At 59.5% G+C, this 18,975-nt stretch carries 20 protein-coding genes, 1 pseudogene and 1 other annotated feature; of the genes and pseudogenes, 15 read left to right on the forward strand and 6 right to left on the reverse strand.

The window, feature by feature from the left end; translation table 11 throughout:
• Positions 1 to 198: 198 nt before the first annotated feature.
• The 9 genes from ACVWXE_RS12550 to rplL all read left to right on the forward strand — a co-directional run bounded on the left by ACVWXE_RS12550 (position 199) and on the right by rplL (position 5,426).
• Positions 199 to 597, forward strand: coding sequence for a hypothetical protein (locus ACVWXE_RS12550; RefSeq protein WP_414329472.1), 399 nt, complete (start codon positions 199 to 201; stop codon positions 595 to 597).
• A gap of 5 nt (positions 598 to 602) precedes the next feature.
• Positions 603 to 1,358 (forward strand): tRNA (guanosine(37)-N1)-methyltransferase TrmD, encoded by a 756-nt coding sequence (gene trmD / locus ACVWXE_RS12555; RefSeq protein WP_457473763.1) that lies wholly within the window; start codon positions 603 to 605, stop codon positions 1,356 to 1,358.
• A gap of 3 nt (positions 1,359 to 1,361) precedes the next feature.
• On the forward strand, positions 1,362 to 1,739 hold the full coding sequence (locus ACVWXE_RS12560; RefSeq protein WP_414351005.1) for a hypothetical protein: 378 nt from the start codon (positions 1,362 to 1,364) through the stop codon (positions 1,737 to 1,739).
• Between the two features lie 103 nt (positions 1,740 to 1,842).
• The gene (secE, locus tag ACVWXE_RS12565) at positions 1,843 to 2,115 is read left to right on the forward strand and encodes a preprotein translocase subunit SecE (protein ID WP_414351003.1); all 273 of its coding nucleotides are present in this window, start codon (positions 1,843 to 1,845) and stop codon (positions 2,113 to 2,115) included.
• 62 nt (positions 2,116 to 2,177) lie between these two features.
• A complete protein-coding gene (gene nusG, locus ACVWXE_RS12570; RefSeq protein ID WP_011432848.1) occupies positions 2,178 to 2,843 on the forward strand; it encodes a transcription termination/antitermination protein NusG in 666 nt (221 codons plus the stop codon).
• 9 nt (positions 2,844 to 2,852) lie between these two features.
• Positions 2,853 to 3,278, forward strand: a complete 426-nt coding sequence (gene rplK / locus ACVWXE_RS12575) for a 50S ribosomal protein L11 (RefSeq protein WP_011432849.1) — start codon at positions 2,853 to 2,855, stop codon at positions 3,276 to 3,278.
• 103 nt (positions 3,279 to 3,381) lie between these two features.
• Positions 3,382 to 4,092, forward strand: coding sequence for a 50S ribosomal protein L1 (gene rplA, locus ACVWXE_RS12580; RefSeq protein WP_414351001.1), 711 nt, complete (start codon positions 3,382 to 3,384; stop codon positions 4,090 to 4,092).
• Between the two features lie 78 nt (positions 4,093 to 4,170).
• Positions 4,171 to 4,330, forward strand: a sequence feature (ribosomal protein L10 leader region).
• Between the two features lie 58 nt (positions 4,331 to 4,388).
• Complete coding sequence (gene rplJ, locus ACVWXE_RS12585; RefSeq protein WP_414329113.1) at positions 4,389 to 4,952, forward strand: 50S ribosomal protein L10; 564 nt, start codon at positions 4,389 to 4,391, stop codon at positions 4,950 to 4,952.
• Between the two features lie 63 nt (positions 4,953 to 5,015).
• Positions 5,016 to 5,426: a 50S ribosomal protein L7/L12 gene (gene rplL / locus ACVWXE_RS12590; protein WP_414329114.1), complete on the forward strand. Its 411-nt coding sequence runs from the start codon at positions 5,016 to 5,018 to the stop codon at positions 5,424 to 5,426.
• Positions 5,427 to 5,483: 57 nt separating this feature from the next.
• Here the strand turns inward: rplL and ACVWXE_RS12595 are convergent, their stop codons facing one another.
• Positions 5,484 to 5,771, reverse strand: coding sequence for a hypothetical protein (locus ACVWXE_RS12595; RefSeq protein WP_457384912.1), 288 nt, complete (start codon positions 5,769 to 5,771; stop codon positions 5,484 to 5,486).
• Between the two features lie 281 nt (positions 5,772 to 6,052).
• Positions 6,053 to 6,868, reverse strand: a complete 816-nt coding sequence (locus tag ACVWXE_RS12600) for a Rieske 2Fe-2S domain-containing protein (protein WP_457384911.1) — start codon at positions 6,866 to 6,868, stop codon at positions 6,053 to 6,055.
• A 264-nt stretch (positions 6,869 to 7,132) separates the two neighbouring features.
• On the opposite strand from ACVWXE_RS12600, the gene ACVWXE_RS12605 reads away from it, so the two are divergent.
• Positions 7,133 to 8,515 (forward strand): TonB family protein, encoded by a 1,383-nt coding sequence (locus ACVWXE_RS12605; protein ID WP_457490468.1) that lies wholly within the window; start codon positions 7,133 to 7,135, stop codon positions 8,513 to 8,515.
• Positions 8,516 to 8,584: 69 nt separating this feature from the next.
• Here ACVWXE_RS12605 and rpsU read toward each other — a convergent pair whose 3' ends face one another.
• Together rpsU and ACVWXE_RS12615 are read right to left on the reverse strand one after the other, a co-directional pair.
• Positions 8,585 to 8,770 (reverse strand): 30S ribosomal protein S21, encoded by a 186-nt coding sequence (gene rpsU / locus ACVWXE_RS12610; protein ID WP_011432857.1) that lies wholly within the window; start codon positions 8,768 to 8,770, stop codon positions 8,585 to 8,587.
• Positions 8,771 to 9,124: 354 nt separating this feature from the next.
• Positions 9,125 to 10,408, reverse strand: a complete 1,284-nt coding sequence (locus ACVWXE_RS12615) for a trypsin-like serine protease (protein ID WP_457490469.1) — start codon at positions 10,406 to 10,408, stop codon at positions 9,125 to 9,127.
• Positions 10,409 to 10,609: 201 nt separating this feature from the next.
• Between ACVWXE_RS12615 and ACVWXE_RS12620 the strand changes: the two genes are divergently transcribed.
• From ACVWXE_RS12620 to ACVWXE_RS12640, 5 genes and pseudogenes are all read left to right on the forward strand, one after another.
• Entirely contained in the window at positions 10,610 to 10,909 is a 300-nt protein-coding gene (locus tag ACVWXE_RS12620; protein ID WP_457443008.1) for a nucleotide-binding protein, read from the forward strand.
• Positions 10,910 to 10,987: 78 nt separating this feature from the next.
• A pseudogene (locus ACVWXE_RS12625) lies at positions 10,988 to 12,250 on the forward strand (RNA-guided endonuclease InsQ/TnpB family protein).
• 388 nt (positions 12,251 to 12,638) lie between these two features.
• Positions 12,639 to 13,817, forward strand: a complete 1,179-nt coding sequence (locus ACVWXE_RS12630; protein ID WP_414350389.1) for a 1-deoxy-D-xylulose-5-phosphate reductoisomerase — start codon at positions 12,639 to 12,641, stop codon at positions 13,815 to 13,817.
• 59 nt (positions 13,818 to 13,876) lie between these two features.
• Positions 13,877 to 15,646 (forward strand): ABC transporter ATP-binding protein, encoded by a 1,770-nt coding sequence (locus tag ACVWXE_RS12635; RefSeq protein WP_457490470.1) that lies wholly within the window; start codon positions 13,877 to 13,879, stop codon positions 15,644 to 15,646.
• A gap of 60 nt (positions 15,647 to 15,706) precedes the next feature.
• Positions 15,707 to 17,242, forward strand: a complete 1,536-nt coding sequence (locus ACVWXE_RS12640) for a UDP-N-acetylmuramoyl-L-alanyl-D-glutamate--2,6-diaminopimelate ligase (RefSeq protein WP_457490471.1) — start codon at positions 15,707 to 15,709, stop codon at positions 17,240 to 17,242.
• Here ACVWXE_RS12640 and carA read toward each other — a convergent pair.
• Entirely contained in the window at positions 17,231 to 18,424 is a 1,194-nt protein-coding gene (gene carA / locus ACVWXE_RS12645; RefSeq protein ID WP_457490472.1) for a glutamine-hydrolyzing carbamoyl-phosphate synthase small subunit, read from the reverse strand. The two genes, ACVWXE_RS12640 and carA, sit on opposite strands and share 12 nt — an antisense overlap.
• 61 nt (positions 18,425 to 18,485) lie before the next feature.
• Positions 18,486 to 18,975 (reverse strand): hypothetical protein (locus ACVWXE_RS12650; RefSeq protein WP_457490473.1); only part of this gene is annotated, 490 nt, incomplete at its 5' end.

An 18,975-nucleotide genomic window follows, 5' to 3' on the forward strand; every position in this document is an offset into this window, starting at 1 on the left:
TTCTCGTTTTGACAAATTGGCCAGGAACTTCTTGAGTTTTCTCTATCTCGTCAGTGCTCTCTTTTGGCTCAAATGAAAGATCAACACAACCTAGACTCCAGTCTGTCCTCGAACGCCGGGTATTCTGCTTGTATCCTTGGGCTCATCCCGTCGGGTGGATCGCCTAGAATAATCCACAACCCACCTCTTTCTGCTGCCATGAGTTCTCACTCTTCAGATTGGTTCACGCGGGCTCGCCACATTTTTTACGGCACGGCCACCGCTCTGGTGGAGATCCTGCAAGACCCGGAAAAGCGCACCGAAAACCTCAACCGCCTTTCGATGGACTTGGGACAACTGGCGGCGGAGCTGGAGCAAAAGGGAGAGTTGATCGAGCAGGAGGCAGTTCGTTACGTTGAGAGTCTCAGGGATCCAGCCGCCAACGCCCCCTCGGCAAGTCCTGACTCTGAAGCGCCTGTCGAGAATGCTCCCCCGACACCAGCTTCCTCCCCCAACAAGCCGGCTATCTCCAGAGAAGAGATGGCTGAGTTGATGGAGCTGATCCATCAGATCGAGTCCTTGCGCCTGGATTTGGAGCGGTTGCGCACCTCGTCCTGAGTCCTGTGCGGTTCGATATCCTTACCCTTTTCCCCGAATTTTTTGAAGCGCCGCTGCGCATTGGGCTGGTGGGCAAAGCCCTACAGCAGGGGATCGCTGAAGTCCACTGCACCAATCCACGCGACTTCGCCACCGATAAGCACCGCCGTGTCGATGATGAGCCCTACGGGGGTGGGGTGGGCATGGTGCTCAAGCCAGAGCCTTTCTTCGCTGCTGTCGCCTCCCTGCCCCGGTTGGATCCCTGTGAGATCATTCTGCTGACGCCCCAGGGGCAACCGCTGAACCAGGCGCTGCTGCAGGAGCTGGCCCAGAAGGCGCAGCTGATCCTGCTGTGTGGCCAGTACGAGGGCTTTGACGAACGCATCCGCCAATACCTGGCCACCCGCGAGGTGTCGCTGGGGGATTTTGTCCTGACCGGGGGGGAAATTCCGGCGCTGGCCCTGATCAACGGCGTGGTGCGGCTCTTGCCGGGCACTGTGGGCAAGGTAGACTCGTTAAAGAGGGAAAGCTTCGAGGCGGGGCTGCTAGACTATCCTCAATACACCCGCCCGGCAGAGTTTCAGGGGTACAAGGTGCCGCCGGTACTCCTCTCAGGCGACCATCAAGCCATTGCCCGTTGGCGTCTGCAGCAGCAGCTGGTTCGAACCTGGCAAAGGCGGCCAGACCTGTTGGCTAAGCGCCCCTTGACCGCCGAAGAGCAGCAGTTGTTGGTAGAGGGGCTGGCGGAGCAGCACCCTCGTGTAAACGAAGCGGAGAAATAAATCATGCTCGGCAAGCTTCTCAACCGTCTCCTGAATCCATCGCCCGTCTGCTGGCGTGGGATCCCCTCGCCCCCAGTGCTGCTTCTGGTGGGAATGGCCTTGAGCTCGGTTCTGAGCGGTTCTGGGGTGGCCCTGGCCCAAAGCGGAAGTGTCAACGATGCCATTCGCCGCGACAGCAATCCCCCTCTGTTGGATGGCACCAGCATCAACGTCAACGATCTCTTCCGGGCTGCCGACTTCCTCTCCCGCCAGAATGCTGCTTCCCGCTGGGACGGCAAGGCCAGCGTTGATGCTGCTGTGGAGCAATTTAACCAATCCCGCCGCCGCTCCCTCCCGCTTTCTCCCGGTTCCTTGGCACCTGAGCCCACCCCCACTCCCTAAGGTTGGATCCCATTCCCGGTAAATCTGTTAGGATCGCAAAGCCGATCCCGTGCCTGCTGAAATGCGGTACGCCGTTTTCGGGATCCATTAGGAGAACACCGCCGTGGTTAAGAGCACCCCCTCCAGCAAAGCCGATACGGAGCAGCGTTTGGATCCCGCCAGCCGGGGCCACTCCAAAGACAGTTCCACCGCACCCAAAGGGATCCTGGGTTTTATTCAAGAGACCCGCACAGAATTAAGCAAGATTGTTTGGCCGAGCCGCCGGCAATTGATCGGCGAGTCGGTAGGGGTCTTACTGATTGTGTTGGCTTTTGCTTCCTTCATCTACCTGGTCGATCAAGTGTTTGCTTGGGTAGCCACTCAGCTGTTCTTGTGATGTTCTGTCCTGAGGGGCAAGAGAGTCATGTTCAAGGATGGCTACAGGGAGGATGTGAGGTGATGAGGCCAGAGCAGCAGCGAAAACGTCGTGGGGGCCGTGTGGAGCACTTTGAGCCTGCAGACGCGATCCCGGAACCAGACGAGGGGGAAGGTCAAGAGCGTCGCAACCTGCGCTGGTACGCCGTGCAGGTGGCCTCAGGCTGCGAGAACAAAGTGAAGAGCACCCTGATGCAACGGGCGGCTGCTTTGGATGTGGCGGATCAAATTGTCGAGGTGGTGATCCCGAAGCGGACGGGCTTCAAGCTGGATCGATCCGGCAAGCGCCAGGAGCAAGAGGAGAAGATTTTTCCCGGCTATGTCCTGGTGCGCATGGACATGAACGACGACACTTGGATGGTGGTGAAAACAACCCCCAATGTGATCAACTTTGTTGGCACCGAAGAAAAGCGGGCCTACGGTCGCGGTCGGGGGCATGTTACACCGCGTCCCCTCAGCCAAAGCGAAGTCCAGCGCATCTTCAGCAGCGTCGAGGTGGAGGAAGTGCCCCTCAAAATCGACATGGCCCCTGGGGATCGCATCGAGGTGCTATCCGGCCCCTTCCAGGGTTTCTACGGCGAGGTGGTGGAGGTCAGCCCAGAACGGGGCAAGCTCAAGGCGTTGATCTCGATTTTCGGGCGCGATACCCCGGTAGAATTAGAGTTTGGTCAAGTGCGAAAAGAGGTGTAACTGCGTTTCATGGCTAAGAAGTTGGTGGCCGTGGTCAAGTTGGCCATTCAGGCGGGCAAGGCCACCCCCGCTCCCCCCATTGGCCCAGCCTTGGGTCAACACGGGGTCAACATCATGGCCTTTTGTAAGGAGTACAACGCCAAGACGGCGGATCAGGCCGGGATGGTGGTGCCTGTTGAAATCTCCATCTTCGAGGATCGCAGCTTTACCTTCGTCCTCAAGACGCCGCCGGCTTCGGTGTTGATCAAGAAGGCTCTGGGCATTGAGTCCGGCTCCAGCGAGCCCCACAAAACCAAGGTGGGATCCCTGACCCGAGCTCAACTGCGCCAGATCGCCGAGCAGAAGCTGCCGGATTTGAATGCCCACGATGTGGAGGCGGCCATGAAAATTATTGCCGGAACTGCCCGCAGCATGGGGGTGACGGTGGTGGATTGATGGAGGGATCCCTTGCCCGGTCTGAGGTGTTCACGGTCTTGAAGTTGTTTCAGCAAACCACTGTGGGGGAGAGAAGTTCTCGCCAGTACCCCGAGGAGAAACGATGGCTCGAAAGCTTTCCAAACGTATGCAGGCTTTGCGGGAGAAGGTGAAGCCCATTGCCTATGCTCCCGAAGCCGCTTTGGCCCTGATGAAAGAGACGGCCACCGCCAAATTTGAAGAGGCGGCAGAGGTTCACATCCGCCTGGGGATCGACCCCAAGTACGCCGACCAACAACTGCGCACCACTGTAGTCTTGCCCAGGGGCACCGGCCAAGAGATCCGGGTGGCGGTGATTGCCCGCGGCGAGAAAGTGGTGGAGGCCCAAAATGCAGGGGCGGATCGGGTTGGATATGAAGACCTGATCGAGGAAATCGGCAAGGGAGTTATAGATTTTGACCTTCTGATCGCCACCCCCGATGTGATGCCCCAGGTGGCTAAGCTGGGGCGGCTGTTGGGGCCGCGCGGCCTCATGCCTTCTCCCAAGGGGGGAACGGTGACCATGGATCTGGCCCAGGCGATCAAAGAGTTTAAAGCCGGCAAGCTGGAGTATCGGGCAGATCGCACCGGCATTGTGCATTTGATCTTCGGCAAGTGCAAGTTCCCCGTCGAAGCTCTGCTGGAGAACCTAAAAGCGGTGCAGGAGTCCATCGATCGCAACCGTCCCTCTGGAGCCAAGGGCAAGTATTGGCGAACCCTACATGTTTCTGCTACAATGGGCCCCTCGATTGAGGTTGATATCAATGCCCTGCGGGAGCTGAAGTTGGCGACCTAAGCCTGGCTTCGGCGCTGCGATGGGTTGAAAAGGGTTTGAGTGAGTGAATTTGGAGGAGGATCCCGGCAGAACATCTTTCCCCAGTCGAATAGCAAGCCGAAGACAGCAGGTGCCCGCGGGCTTAATGTCCTGCCGAGGTTTGAGCGAAGTTCAAAGGGATCCCTTCTTGGATCGCTTTTGAGGGTGCGCTTATCTCCATGCGTCTCGGCCACGGCTGGGACGCATTCTGTTTGGCAGAACCCAGATTCACCACCCGTTAACCCTGGGTGACCATTGACAACAAAGGAGGTGAGCGCATGGGCAAGCAACCTTTAGCGAAGAAAGCGGAGATCGTCGATAAAGTCCGATCCCTGCTGCAGGCCAGCCAAATGGTGCTGGTGATCGACTACAAGGGGCTGACCGTTGCGGAGATGGACCAACTGCGGGCAGAGCTGCGCAAGTCGGATTCGGTTTGCATGGTTGTTAAGAATACCCTGATGCGGCGAGCCATTGCCGACCAAAAAGCTTGGGCAGGGATCGCTCCCTTCTTGGCGGGGCCGACGGCCTTTATCTTGATTCGGGGCGATATTTCAGCCGCCCTGAAGGCGTATCAAGATTTTGCCAAGCAAACCAAGAAAACCGAGTTCCGCGGTGCTGGCATTGAAGGGCTATCCCTGACCTTGGAGCAGGCCAAGGCCATCGCCGAGCTACCGCCCAAGGAAGTGCTCATGGCCCAAGTGGCGGGCAGCCTCAAGTCGGTGGCCACCGGCCTGGCGGTCGGGCTCAATGCTGTGCCCACGCAAGTGGCGCGCGGTATCCACGAGATCCCAGCCTCTCTGGGGCGGGCCATCCGGGCCATTGCCGACAAGGAGGCCGCATAAAGGGCTTCAGTTCATCAGCCCAAACCTGTGTATCGATTCTGTTACCCCCAAGGAGAAACCATCATGTCTTCAGAGCGCGTTGCAAAGATTTTGGAAGAGTTGAAAGCCTTGAGCTTGCTGGAAGCTTCCGAGCTGGTGAAAGCCATCGAAGAAACCTTTGGCGTCAGTGCAGCAGCCCCAGCCGGCGGCATGGTCATGGCAGCTCCCGTGGCAGCAGCGGCGGCAGCTCCGGCGGCAGCCCCTGAGCCGGTGGAAGAGCAAACTGCCTTTGATGTCATCCTCGAGGCTGTGCCAGCCGACAAGAAGATCGCCATCCTCAAGGTGGTGCGCGAGTTGACCGGCTTGGGTCTGAAGGATGCCAAAGATCTCGTCGAGGCGGCTCCCAAACCCGTCAAAGAAGGGGTTGCCAAAGAGGAAGCCAACGACATCAAGAAAAAGCTGGAAGAAGCCGGCGCCACCGTCAAGATCAAGTAGTTCCAGTTACGGGGAAAGCGCCTCTCCCTGCTCTGACGAGGAATCTAATCAAGACTCTCAAACCCAAGGGGGGCTGCTCCGGCCCCTCTTTTGGGTCTGCCCGACCATTGGCGTGGGTTCGGGATCCCTGCTCCGCCGCACTTCCACCTCTCCGTGGGCTTTCAAGAGGGCAGCCAGCTTGCGACGCATGATGATGCCGGGTTTATCCGTGAACATGTGCTGCTCCGCCTTGATATCGAGGGGAACGTCATAGTCGGTGCTTTCCAGAACCCGTTGATCCTCAAGGGTCACCTGCCGATCGAAGGCGATGATACTGATACATTTACGCTGAACACTGCTGAACATCACTGTTCAACTATGCAGCGATAGCATTCTGTTTGTTTCCATTCGCGTTAGCGGGACGGAGTCCAAACAGAATGGCGGTATCCCGCAAAGCTTTGAGTAGAATACCCAAAGCGCAGTTTCCGTGTCGTCTTACTACCAATTTTCTGCTTTGCTTTGGCTACCATGTTGGCAGACTCGAAAGTAAACAGAAAGATCAACTGGTAGTAATCCGTACTGAACATATTATACATTATTCTCAGTATAGTTGAGCTTATTATTGACTAGAGTCATGCTCTCAGCACTCACCTCTGCTTCTGAATCGTTGCGCAAACAGAATTGCACCACCTGCGAGGTTTGGTCGTCGATGGGGTAGCCGCTGTGAAAATGATGTGGATGAGGCCGTTGGGGTAGGTGATTTTGAGCTTGCGACCAAAAGGCATAAACCAGGTGCCCTCCAGGATACGCACGGTGCGATCCTCCGACATCCGCAAGTTTTGCTTCTGCAGGTCGCTGTTGAACACCGGCAAAACAGAGGTGGCCCGAAGGCCATATTCCAGTTCTTCAAGGCTGTCCAGATCGGGGGGTACAGGCTCGGAGATCACCCCAAAGCTCTGGTGATGGACGAAGTGGGGATGGGCATTGTCAAAGGAGTTTTCCATCAGGCGCAGGCCGGCGCATTTCCAGACCTCATAGAACTGATGAATTTGGCGAAACCGGGGATCCGCCACCTCTGAGATCTCGGGAATATCGGTCAAGGGATCCGCCAATGCCACCCAAACATAGCCATAGCGCTCTTGGCAGCGAAACCCCTCCACCTTGTAGGTAGGGGGGATGAAGTTGTCTGTAAGTTGGGGTACCTTCACACAGGTGCCAGAGCCGTCAAATTCCCAGCCGTGATAGGGGCAGCGGATGTGGCCATTGCAAACAACCCCTTTGGAAAGTTGGGCCGAGCGATGGCAGCAACGATCCAAGACGGCGCAAGGCTGCCCTGACTCATTGAGCCAAAGCACCAGAGGAGTCTTCAGCAGCGTGAAAGCTTGTGGGCCGGCTTCCAGAGCTGATACTGGGATCACAGGGTACCAAAACCGCCTCAGGACAGGTTGCTGGGTAACAAGCATAAACCCGCTCCACAAGCTCTAGTTCGGAGAATCATGAGCTGGCTTTTCGTGAGCCTAGGTGGCTCAAAGCACCGCCCCCCGTGAAAAAGATAGGCGTTGAAATGGCAGAAGTCCGTATAAGCCAACACAGCTTTGCCCTGCCACAGCGGTCGCGTTTGGACATCGACAACTCCCCCTCTATCCAGAGATGGGCTATTGATTGAGGGAAGTAGAGAAGTGTCAGTGGGCTTCTGTTGGCATGTGGCTGTGGGGAGAGGTGGAAAGGTGCAAAACGAATTGAACCCCAACCGAGATCTCCGTAACACAGGGATCCCGGCCCAACCTACTGCAGAGTCCACCTCCCCCAAACCAGAACCGGCTGCTGAGAGCCAGGCAAATTGCTTGACAGACGGAGAGGTGGATCCAGAGCCCCGCCTCAGCCGTTCTCAACAAGAACGACAGCAGGAACGCCGCTCCTTACCTTGGCGCCTGGGGCTGGCCAACGTGCTCTCGGCAGGGTTGCATTTCATCGCGTTGCATTTCATGGCGATGAGCTGGGTGGGTTGGCGGCCTGGGATCCCGGAGGAGGAGATAATCTCCTTTCAGTGGGTGGAGATGGCGGATGAGCCGCCCCTGGAGCCGCAGTGGATTGCGCCCGTCTCCGCCCGTGAGTCCGGTGTCTCTGAACCTCGGGATCACGTATCGGTGCGGCAGTCGCAAGTGGCCAATCCAGGTGAATGGGTAGAGGTCACTTCTGCAACGGCACAGCCTCTGCTCGCCTCAGCCGCAGGGAGTCCTGTCCCTGGGATCCTCCCCCCATCCCCAAGGGAGCTTGAGATGCCCCAACCCAACCGCGACTCTGCCTCTCCTCAGCAGCAGCCAAAGGCCAGGTTAGAAAATCTATCAGCGGGTTTAGCAGCTCTGGAGCAGGCAGTTGCCGATCACAATTGGGCGGAGGCGCTACATCTGACGGAAGAATGGCTGGATCACTGGCCTCTGTCCTCTCCACAGCGCCAGCAACTGCAGGACTATCGTCAGCATCTGCAAAGCCTACTGGCTACCTCCTCGGCAGCAGCAGTGGAGACCAAATCGGCTCAGATCTCCCCTACTCAATCCCTCAAGCCTCAACCCGAAAGAGCAGCAAGTTCTCCTGAGGTTTTGCCACAACCCTACCTGTCGGCTCCAGCGGATCCGCATCCAACTTTGCCCTCTCCAGAGCCGATCGCAGCCCCGTTGGAAGAGCCTTCTCCCACCTTGCCCCCGACTTTTCCTACCGGATCCCACAGCTCCGACTTCGGTCGCACCAGTGGGATAGAGTCCTCGCGGGCAGGCCCACCCAGCCTAAATGCCACCGCCGATCCGGATTGGGGAGACTACTTGGCTCAATTCCAAGAAAGGGTTCGCCAACACTGGATGGTACGGCGAGCATCCGGCTCCTACGTAACAGTGGTGCAGGTGCGTCTGGATCGACAGGGATCCCTGCGGGAACTGCGCCTGCAAACCCCCTCAGAAGATCCCCTGTTGGATGCAGCCGTGCTCAGTGCCATCCAGCGCTCAGCCCCCTTTGCTCCTTTGCCCGAGAGCTATGTTGGCGAAGAACTGATGCTGGAAATTAACGTGTTGAGCGGATCCCTGCAGGCTGGCCCAACCCAGATTCCGAGAAACTAACGTCAGAACCTCAGGCAAGGCCACAAGCCCTGTTCAGAGGGGTTCAGATTTCCGAGTGTCGGCAATGGCCTAGGCCATAGATTTGCGGCGGTTGCGCCGGACGGCTACCGCTTTGCGCTTGCGCTTTTCTAGGTTGGTTTCAAAGTGCCGATGGTTGCGCAAGTCCCGCAAAATGCCCGCCTTAGAAACCTGACGCTTGAAGCGACGCAGCGCAGATTCGATCCCTTCGTTTTCGCCAATCGTCACTTGGGTCATAGGAAAGACATCTCCTCCGTCAATCAAATGGGTTTGGTTACAACAGGGATCCCTATCGTGACATACTCCCGACTCCGACTGCTGGCGGTACGGAGCGGGCTTCTCGCTTCATTGGGGAGCTAGTGCAAGAACCCCCCACGAGCAGACACGGGATGCCCCACCGCGTAGCTGTACCAGATTCCGGCAATGCCGTTTTGCACAGCCAGGTTGATTATAGAACAGGGGATGTCCGCCTTTCATTCCGACCCTCGTCCTACGGGCAGAGGGCGGGGCTTCAAGGACTCCGTCCCGCTAGCGCGAACGGCGGCCTAGCTAAACGATCGCCACACCACTGCTTGCTGCCACAGTTCGTGTTCACTGCGCCCGGCTGCCAAAGTTGAGCCCCGAAACCACCTCACCTTCCCTCAAATTCACAACAAATGAGGCCGTTGTCTCAGTGGGGGGCGGGGGAGAGGGTGCTGGAGTTGGGCTGGGGGTACTGCCGATTACCGATTGCACAAAACCCACAAAGCTAGACACCCGCGTATACACCCCATAGAAATTGGGCTGGGCGCAGCCGATGCCAAAACTGGTGATTCCGGCCAGGGCAAAACCCGTGCCACTGGACACAATCAAAGGCCCACCGCTATCAGCCTGACACGTATCGACTCCTCCCTGAGGAAAGCCGGCGCAGAGCATGGTATCTAAAATGTCGCCATTGTAGGATTGGGGCGCGTTGCACACCGCATTGGAGACGATGGGAACGGTGGCCTGCTGCAAATCTCGGGGAAAGCCGCTGGGTTCTTGATCCAGGGGGAGGGGGAAGGTGGCTCCCCAGCCGAGGATGGTGGCGGCAGTGCCGGGGGCTGTCAGGTTGGTTTGGTTGGGCTGCACCAGCGGCAGGGTGGCCAAAGCTACTGGCCGAGAAAGGCGTACCAGGGCAATGTCATTCCCCCCAAGCGGCCCCCTCTGGGGGTTGTAGCCGGGGTTGAGGACAATTTGCGCGGCGCGAATGCGTTGACCGGCGCCGATTTGTAGGCGGTTGGTACCCAACAGCAGATCCAGATTTTGGGCACTCACTACCTGGTTGCCTTGTCCGTCGAAAAAACAATGGGCAGCGGTAACTACCCACTCCGGCGCGATCAGGGATCCGCCGCAAAACTGCGCTTGAAAAGGATCTGGCTCAGCCGCCCTCAGCAAAGCCACCATCCAGGGAAAGGCTCCTTCGGGAGCAGGTCTGCCGCCCACAATCCGCTCCAGCCCCAAGCCTGAGCGCGGCGTGGTGAAGATTCGCCCTGGGGGCAAAAGGGCGGTGACGCGGTAGGTGCCAGGGGGCAAGTTGGAGAAGCGAAAGTTACCGCTGGCATCGCTGACGGTGCTGGGCTCCCCCGGGTCGAGGCGGCCATTGCCGTTTAAGTCCAAAAACGTGGTAATGCCCGGCAGCCCCGGCTCCCCCGGATCCCGCAGCCCATTGCCGTTGAGATCGTCGAAATGGGATCCCTCAATTCGTCCTGTGGGAGGAGCTGAGACTGGGGGAAGCGGGCGACTGGAACCCCCGCCGCCACAGGCGCTTATGCTCAGGGCCAGACACAACCCCAGCGGAATAGACCAAGAGCGAGCCAAGCCCAAGGAGGAATGGGATCGCGAGAGATGAGGCATGGTCAGATTCTCCAAAGCCAGCCGGTTATGCCAGCCAAGGATATCCTACCGGCGAAGCCTAAGGATTGCGGAACCGGGAACGCTTCCCCCCGCGCCCGGCTCTTCCGATTTGCCCCAAGACCCAACGTGGCGATGCGCACTTTAGCCTCTTGCCGCCTGCGCAACTGGGCAGTAAAACCAGGGTGGGAGGGTGTGTGGCAGATGAATATCGCGGTCTTGGGGTTCAAAGGGGGCGTGGGCAAAACCACCACGGCGGTACACCTGGCCCTCTACCTTCAGCAAAAACAAGGGGCAGCCCCTTTGGGTGGGTCGGGGATGGCCCTGTTGATCGATGCCGATCCCAATCGCTCGGCCTCTCGCTGGGCAGAACGGGGATCATCCTTTCCTATCAAGGTATTGGCCGGGGATCCCACCACTCCCGCGCCCACAGGCTTTCAGCACACGGTGATCGACACCCCTGCCCGTCCCACCTCGGAACAGTTACCAAAAAACTGGGTCTAAAGCCCCGCCCTAAGGCCTACGGCCCGCTGACGCGACCAGGGCGGCTTTTATCTTGCTAACCTGCGCTAGAGTGGGCCCATGCGCGTCCTCGAAGCCAAGCTCCTCAACGGCACAGCCCAGCAGTACCAAGCCCTGGATGAGGCCATTCGTACTGCCCAGTTTGTGCGCAACAAGTGCCTGCGCCACTGGATGGATCATCAGGGGGTGAACAGGGCCACGTTGTACTCCCTCTGCAAGGACTTGGCTCAGGAGTTCCCCTTCGCCCAGAAGCTGAACTCTCAGGCCCGGCAGGCTAGTGCGGAGCGAGCCTGGTCTGCCATCTCCAACTTCTATCGCCGCTGCAAGGAGAAGGCGGCTCGGAAGGGCCATCCAAGGTTCCAGAAGCACTGTCGCTCCGTGGAGTACAAGCAGTCTGGCTGGAAGCTCTCCCAGGATGGGATGTCTATCACCTTCACGGACGGCTTCCAGGCGGGCACCTTTGCCCTGTACTGCAACAGCGAGGCGCGGCGGGACATCCTCACCCTGAAAATCAATCGGGTGCGGGTAGTGCGGAGAGCCGATGGCTACTACGCCCAGTTCTGCCTGGACGTGGAGCGTCGGGAGAAGGTGGGCTACACCGGCGAGGTGGTGGGGCTGGATGTGGGCTTGATGCACTTCTACACCGACAGCCACGGCCACAAGGTAGAGTGCCCAAAGTTCTTGCGTCGTGCCGAAAGGAGGTTGAAGTGAGAGCAGCGCAGACTGAGCCGGAAGTTTCGGAAAGGGGCTAAACCCCAATCTAAGAACTACCACAAGCAGAGGAAGCGGCTGGGCAAGGTACACCTGAAGGTTCAACGCCAGCGTAGAGACTGGGCTGTGAAGCTGGCCCGGTGCGTAGTGGCGTCTAACGACGTCGTGGCGTATGAGGACTTACAGGTGCGTAACTTGGCGCAGAATCGCCACTTAGCCAAGTCGATTCACGACGCGAGTTGGAGTTTATTCACCGGGTGGCTCGACTACTACGGGAAGGTCTTCAACAAGGTGGTGGTGGCCGTGCCGCCGCAGTACACCAGTCAGGACTGCTCTCAGTGTGGCTGCCGAGTGAAGAAGACGCTGTCCACTCGTACCCACCGCTGCCCTCAGTGTGGGGTGGTGATTGACCGTGATGAGAACGCGGCCATCAACATCCTGCGCAAGGGGCTGGAGCTGTTGGGTGAGGAGTGGAACAACGGTACCTTTGGGCAAAAGGGAACCGCCCCGAAAGGGGAAACGCCTGGGGAGATGAGCACCGCTGCTGTGGAGGGGCAACCTGACACGGTAAGTGCTGTCGCAGAACCAGGAACCAGAATCCTCTGTCTTTAGGCAGGGGAGTATGTCAAATCCCCAAAGAGACCCACCGAGCCGTGAAGCGCATCCTGTTGGAATCGGATCAAGATCTTTCGGAGCTGATCGAGGCGCTGCTCAGCCAGTGGCTGCGTTCTCAGTCGGGAAAGGTTTGAAACCAAAATCTGGGGAAGAGGGGCATCGCGGACGCCACAGCCGCATAGGATCCCGCTGTCGGGGATCGGAGGGAGCCCACAGATTCCAGTTGAGAGCCAGATAGGAATAAGATGAAGGGGCGTGAGGCAGGGATCCCCGAACGCGAGGTGGGGCCGTTCGCAATAGCGGGACGGAGTCCTTGGGCAAGTTGCGCGAGGGGAAGTCTGCGTTGGGAGGACGTCACGCTCTTTCAGGGGTAAAGGGATCCTTTATGCAAGCCATCACCTTGCTCGGCTCCACCGGCTCGATTGGCACCCAAACTCTGGACTTGGTGGCCCAGTATCCAGAGCGTTTTCAGGTTGTTGGCCTGACCAGCTACAGCAACGTCGCCCTCTTGGCCGAGCAGGTACGGCGGTTTCGGCCCCAGATGGTTGCCATTGGCCGGGAAGAACTGCTGCCGGAGCTGCGGTCGCTGCTGACCGGGATCCGACCGCTGCCGGAGTTGGTGGCCGGAACAGAGGGGCTGTGTCAGGTGGCGGCTCACCCGGCGGCCCAGCGGGTGGTGACGGGGATCGTCGGCTGCGCCGGTTTGTTGCCAACCCTGGCGGCCATCCGTGCCGGCAAAGACATTGCCCTGGCCAACAAAGAAACCCTGGTGGCAGGGGGGCCGGTGGTGCTGCCCTTGGTGCGGCAGTACGGGGTGAACCTGATCCCCGTCGACTCTGAGCATTCGGCCATTTTCCAGTGTTTACAGGGGGTGCCCGCGGGATCCCTGCGAAGAATCCTGTTGACTGCCTCGGGTGGCGCCTTTCGGGATTGGCCTGCCGAAAAATTGGATCAGGTCACCCTGGCCGATGCCCTCAAGCATCCCAATTGGGTGATGGGGCGCAAAATCACCATCGACTCGGCCACCCTGATGAACAAGGGCCTGGAGGTGATCGAGGCCCACTGGCTCTTCGGCCTGGACTACGACCACATCGACATCCTCATCCATCCGCAAAGCATTGTCCACTCCCTGATCGAGCTGGCCGATACCTCGGTTCTGGCCCAGTTGGGCTGGCCGGACATGCACCTGCCCATCCTCTACGGCCTCAGTTGGCCGGAACGCCTGGCCACCCCCTGGGATCCCCTCGATTTGGTCAAGCTGGGATCCCTCACCTTTAAGGCTCCGGATCACCGCAAGTACCCCTGCATGGAGTTGGCCTATGCCGCTGGACGGAGGGGGGGAACGCTGCCGGCAGTGTTGAATGCGGCCAACGAAGCGGCGGTGGCCCTGTTCTTGCAGGAGCGCATCCGTTTTTTGGATATTCCCCGTCTCTTGGAGCGGGTTTGTGAGCGGCATCAAGTCATTGCCGATCCCAGCCTGGAGGACATTTTGCAGGCAGATGCGTGGGCACGGCGGGAAACGGCGCAACTGGCCCAGCAAGCTCCGGCTCAGGTTCTGGCCTGATCCCTACCGGGGGGATCCGGCTGAGCGCTAGAGTGGGAGAGGATGCAGGGAGCAAGTGAGTGACCGGATCGGGATCCCATCTCCGACAGTTGGCCCATTATCTGCGCCCCTATCGACGACAGGTGGGGTTGGGCATTGGATCCCTGCTCTTGGTCAATGGCCTGGGGGTGTTCCTGCCCTGGTACGTCAAGCTGGTCATCGATGACCTGAGCCAGAACCTGGCCACTTTGTCGGCCCGGCGCATTGCCCTTTACGCCTTAACGGTGCTGGTCGTCTCCAGCCTGATGATGGGCATTCGCATTGCCTCGCGGGTGTGGATGTTTGGGGTGGGACGGCAGGTGGAGTTTCACCTCAAGCAAGCCATCTTCGAGCATTTGCTCACCCTGCAGCCTTCCTACTTTGCCCAGCAGACCATTGGGGACATTCTCACCCGCATCACCAGCGATGTGGAAAACATCCGCCGCCTGTTGGGGTTCGCCCTACTCAATTTGGCCAACACGATCTTTGCCTATGCCACCACTCTGCCCGCCATGTTTGGCATCGAGCCCCGTCTGAGCACCTTGGCGCTGTCGGTGTTTCCGGTGATGTTGGTGCTGGTGAAGTTGAGCAGCAACCGCCTGCAGCAGGAGCAGCTCCAGGTGCAGCAGGAGTTGGCGGATCTGAGCGATCTCATTCAAGAGGACCTGAACGGCATTGCCCTGATCAAGGTGTACAGCCAGGAACAGCACGAGCAGCGGGGGTTTCGCCGCCAGAACCAGCGGCTGCTGCAGGCCAATTTGCGCTTGGCCCTCACTCGCAACTTGCTTTTCCCTTCTTTGGTGGCGCTGGTCAGCCTAAGCTTGTTGCTGCTGCTGGCGGTGGGGGGGCCGCAGATTGCGGCAGGGACGCTGACCATCGGGGATTTTTCGGCCCTCACCCTCTACGTGGAACGGTTGGTATTTCCCACCGCCCTGCTGGGCTTCACCATCACGGCCTACCAGCGGGGGCAGGTCAGCTTGGAGCGGATCGATGCTCTGTTGGGGGTAGAACCCACCATCCGAGACGCCCCAGGCGCTTTGCCGTTGTCTCTGGAGAGGGTGCAGGGTCGCCTCGAGGCCAGAGGTCTCGCGTTTGCCTTCGCCGGCCCTGCGGCAGCTCCGGCTCTAGAGGATTTGCACTTTTGCATAGAACCGGGCCAGATGGTGGCGGTGGTGGGGCCGATTGGGGCGGGCAAGTCCACTCTGGCCAATGCCCTTCTTCGGCTGCTGGAGATCCAGCCGGGGCAACTGTTTTTGGATGGGCAGGATATCACCCAGATTCAACTGGGATCCCTGCGGCGGGCCATTGCCTATGTGCCCCAGGAGAGCTTCCTGTTCAGCGCCACGGTCCGGGATAACATTCGCTACGGCAAGCCAGATGCCGAAGATTGGGAGGTGGAATGGGCTGCCAAAGCCGCCCACATCCACGCCGAGATCCTCAACTTCCCCAACGGCTACGACACTCTGGTGGGAGAGCGGGGCATCACCCTCTCCGGTGGCCAGCGACAGCGGGTGGCCTTGGCCCGGGCTTTGCTGGTGGATGCTCCCATCTTGATCCTGGATGACTCTCTCTCCAGCGTGGACAATCAGACGGCTCAGGCCATTCTTCGCCATCTGCGTCGGGTCACGGCCCAGAAAACGGTGATTCTCATCACCCATCGCCTTACGGCTGCGGTGGAAGCCGATCAGATTTGGGTGATGGACAGGGGCCGCCTCGTGCAGAAGGGATCCCATGCCGAATTGCTGGCGGACGAGAAGGGCCTCTACGCTTCTCTGTGGGCCAAGCAAAAGCTGGAGGAAGCCCTGGCCTAATTTGACGGCGGCAATCCCTGGCCGCTACCCTAACCGGCAAAGCTGTGGGGAGTGGCAACGATGGAAACTGCTGGGATCACTTTGTCCAAATTGCTCCACCAAGCCGGGATCCAGCCTCAATTGGCCCAGGGATCCCTGGAGGGGGTGCAGGTCTGGGGCCTCTGTGCCGACTCTCGCCAGGTACAGCCGGGGGATCTCTTCTTGGGGATGCCGGGATCCCGCGTGGATGGAGGTAGCTTCGTGGCCCAAGCCCTGGCGGCAGGGGCAGTGGCGGCCCTCATTTCCCAAGAGGCGTGGGAGAGCGTCAGCGGAGAGGCTGGATGGGGAAGTCAGCCCGTCCTGGTTTTGCCTCGCGTCGGCCTCAACAAAGCCGTGGCCCAGGTGGCGGCAGCCTTCTACGGTTTTCCAGCTCGCCAACTGACCCTAGTGGGGGTAACCGGCACCAACGGCAAGACGACCACCACCCACCTCATCGAGCACCTGCTGCAGGCTGCTGGCCGTCCTGTAGCCCTGCTGGGCACCCTCTACAACCGCTGGCCGGGCCACAGCGAAGTTGCTCCCCACACCACCCTTTTTCCGCCTGAACTGCAGCGCAGCCTCAGGGAAGCCCAGAGAGCCGGGGCGGAGGTGGCGGTGATGGAGGTGAGCTCCCATGCTCTCGCTCAAGATCGGGTGTGGGGATGTTCCTTTGCCGCTGCCGTCTGGACCAACCTTACCCAGGATCACCTGGATTTCCACGGCAGCATGGAGAACTACTGGCAGGCCAAAGCCACCCTCTTCCGACAGGAGTATCTCCAAGGGCGGGCGGTGATCAACGCCGACGATGCTGGGGGACGGCGGCTCTTGCAAGCCATTCGGCCCGATCTGCAGCCCTGGGCCTACTCGCTGCAGCCTCTGGAAGGGATCCCCGGCCTCTGGCCCAGCAACGTTCAATTGCACCCCAACGGCTTACAGGCGACGCTCCACACCCCCTCTGGCGCCTTTGCCGTGGCAGCCCCCCTGGTGGGATCCTTCAACCTGGCCAACCTGCTGGCGGCGGTGGGGGTGGCCCTGCACTTGGGGATCCCTGTCGAGATCATCCAGTCGGCCCTGCCCCACTTTCCGGGCGTACCGGGGCGGATGGAGCGGGTGACCCTGCCGGGGCAGGATATCGCGGTAGTTGTGGACTACGCCCACACCCCCGACGGCCTGGAAAACTTGCTCAAGGCCCTGCGATCCCAGGTGCAAGGGCAACTTATCTGCGTCTTTGGCTGTGGCGGGGATCGGGATCGGGGCAAACGACCGCAGATGGGCCGCATTGCCGCCACCTGGGCCGATCAGGTGATCGTTACCTCCGACAACCCCCGCACCGAAGATCCCCAGCAGATCCTACGGGATATTTTGGCCGGGATCCCTGGATCCCCCAGGGCGGTGGAGGTGGATCGGCGGCAGGCCATTCGCCTGGCCATCCTCGCAGCCCAGCCAGGGGATACGGTGGTCATTGCCGGTAAAGGCCACGAAGACTACCAGATCCTAGGCACTGAGAAGATTCACTTTGACGACCGGGAAGAAGCGCGCGAGGCCCTTGCTCTGCGTCTAGCCCACCTATCCCGCTAAACGGCGGTGCTGCAGCATTAGCTCCACAAACTCCCGGAAGAGGTGATCGGCGTCGTGGGGGCCGGGGCTGGCTTCCGGGTGATACTGCACAGAAAACAGGGGCAGGTGACGGTGGCGGATCCCGGCTACGGTGTGGTCATTCAAGTTGAGGTAGCTGATCGTGACCTCATCGGCAGGGATCGAGTCGGCATCCACCGCAAACCCGTGGTTTTGGCTGGTGATCTCCACTTGCTTGTCCAGCCCACAGGGATGGTTGAGGCCGCGGTGGCCAAACTTGAGCTTGTAGGTGGATCCCCCTAGGGCCAAACTGAGAATCTGATGGCCCAGGCAAATCCCAAATAGGGGCTTCCCGGTTTGCAGCAGCGCTTGCGTGGTGCGGATGGCAGTCGTCTCAGCGGCGGGATCCCCTGGCCCATTGGAGAGGAAGATCCCATCGGGGTTGTAACTCAAAATCTGCTCCGGGCTGGCATTGGCCGGCAACACCATGACGCGACAGCCATAGCGGGTAAGGCGGCGCAGAATGTTGCGCTTAACGCCGAAATCCAAGGCCACCACCCGCAGGGGCGGCTCCGGCACTGGGATCCCTTGGCTGCGCCCATAGTCCCAGTCGGCGGGGGTAGGTTCCAGCCACTCGTAGGGTTGAGGAGTGGTAACCTCTGCCACCAAGCTCAACCCCTGCATGGAAGGAGCTTGGCGCACCCGCTCCAACAAAACCTGGGGATCCAAAGTCTCCGTGGAAAGGGCCCCGTTCATCACCCCCTGAGAGCGCAGCCGCCGTGCCAAAGCCCGCGTATCTACCCCAGCAATGGCCGGGATCCCATATCGTTGCAGGTATTCGGGGAGGGTGGATGTAGCCCGCCAGGAGCTGGCCAGGCAAGACACATTGCGGGCGATGATCCCCGCGACTTGGGGCCGAGCCGATTCTTCGTCCAGCTCATTCACTCCGGTATTTCCCAGCTCAGGGCAGGTGAAAATAATGATCTGCCCCCGGTAGCTGGGATCGGTGATCACCTCCTGGTAGCCGGTCATGCCCGTGTTAAACACCACCTCGCCCACCGCCGTGCCCGGCGCCCCAAAAGACCAACCGGCAAAGGAAGCACCATCCGCCAGCATCAGCAGGGCAGGCTGACGAGATTGCCAAGGAAAGGTTTTTTCCTGAAGGATTGGGGAAGAAGGGGCCATGCGCTACCCAAAAACATCGGCCTGACCATCCTACCCTCTTTCAAGAAGGTTGCAAGCCTGGCTAGTCTTCTGCATCTGTTCTACTTGCACAAGCCGGGTCGTTGTCCTTGCGGATAGTGCCTATCAAGGTGCTCACCACCACGCAGCGGTTTTCTCCCTGAGAGTAGGTGCTGCTGACCACAAAGCGACCCAGTTGACGGGCTCGGCCATCGGATTCAAAAACTGCCCTCCCGTTGGCGAAGGTGGGGGCGTTCTCTATAGCCTCAACCTCCACTGACCGCATAACCTCCACTGACCGCTCTGGTATGGCAATTAAAGTTGACCGCTCTGGTATGGCAATTAAAGTGGATGTCACTTCATCAGGGCTGCTGACCACAAAGCGATCCAGTTGACGGGCGCGGCCATCGGATTCAAAAACTGCCCCCCCGTTGGCGAAGGTGGGGGCGTTCTCTATAACCTCAACCTCCACTGACCGCATAACCTCCACTGACCGCTCTGGTATGGCAATTAAAGTTGACCGCTCTGGTATGGCAATTAAAGTGGATGTCACT

Source organism: Thermostichus sp. MS-CIW-41 (assembly GCF_054058915.1).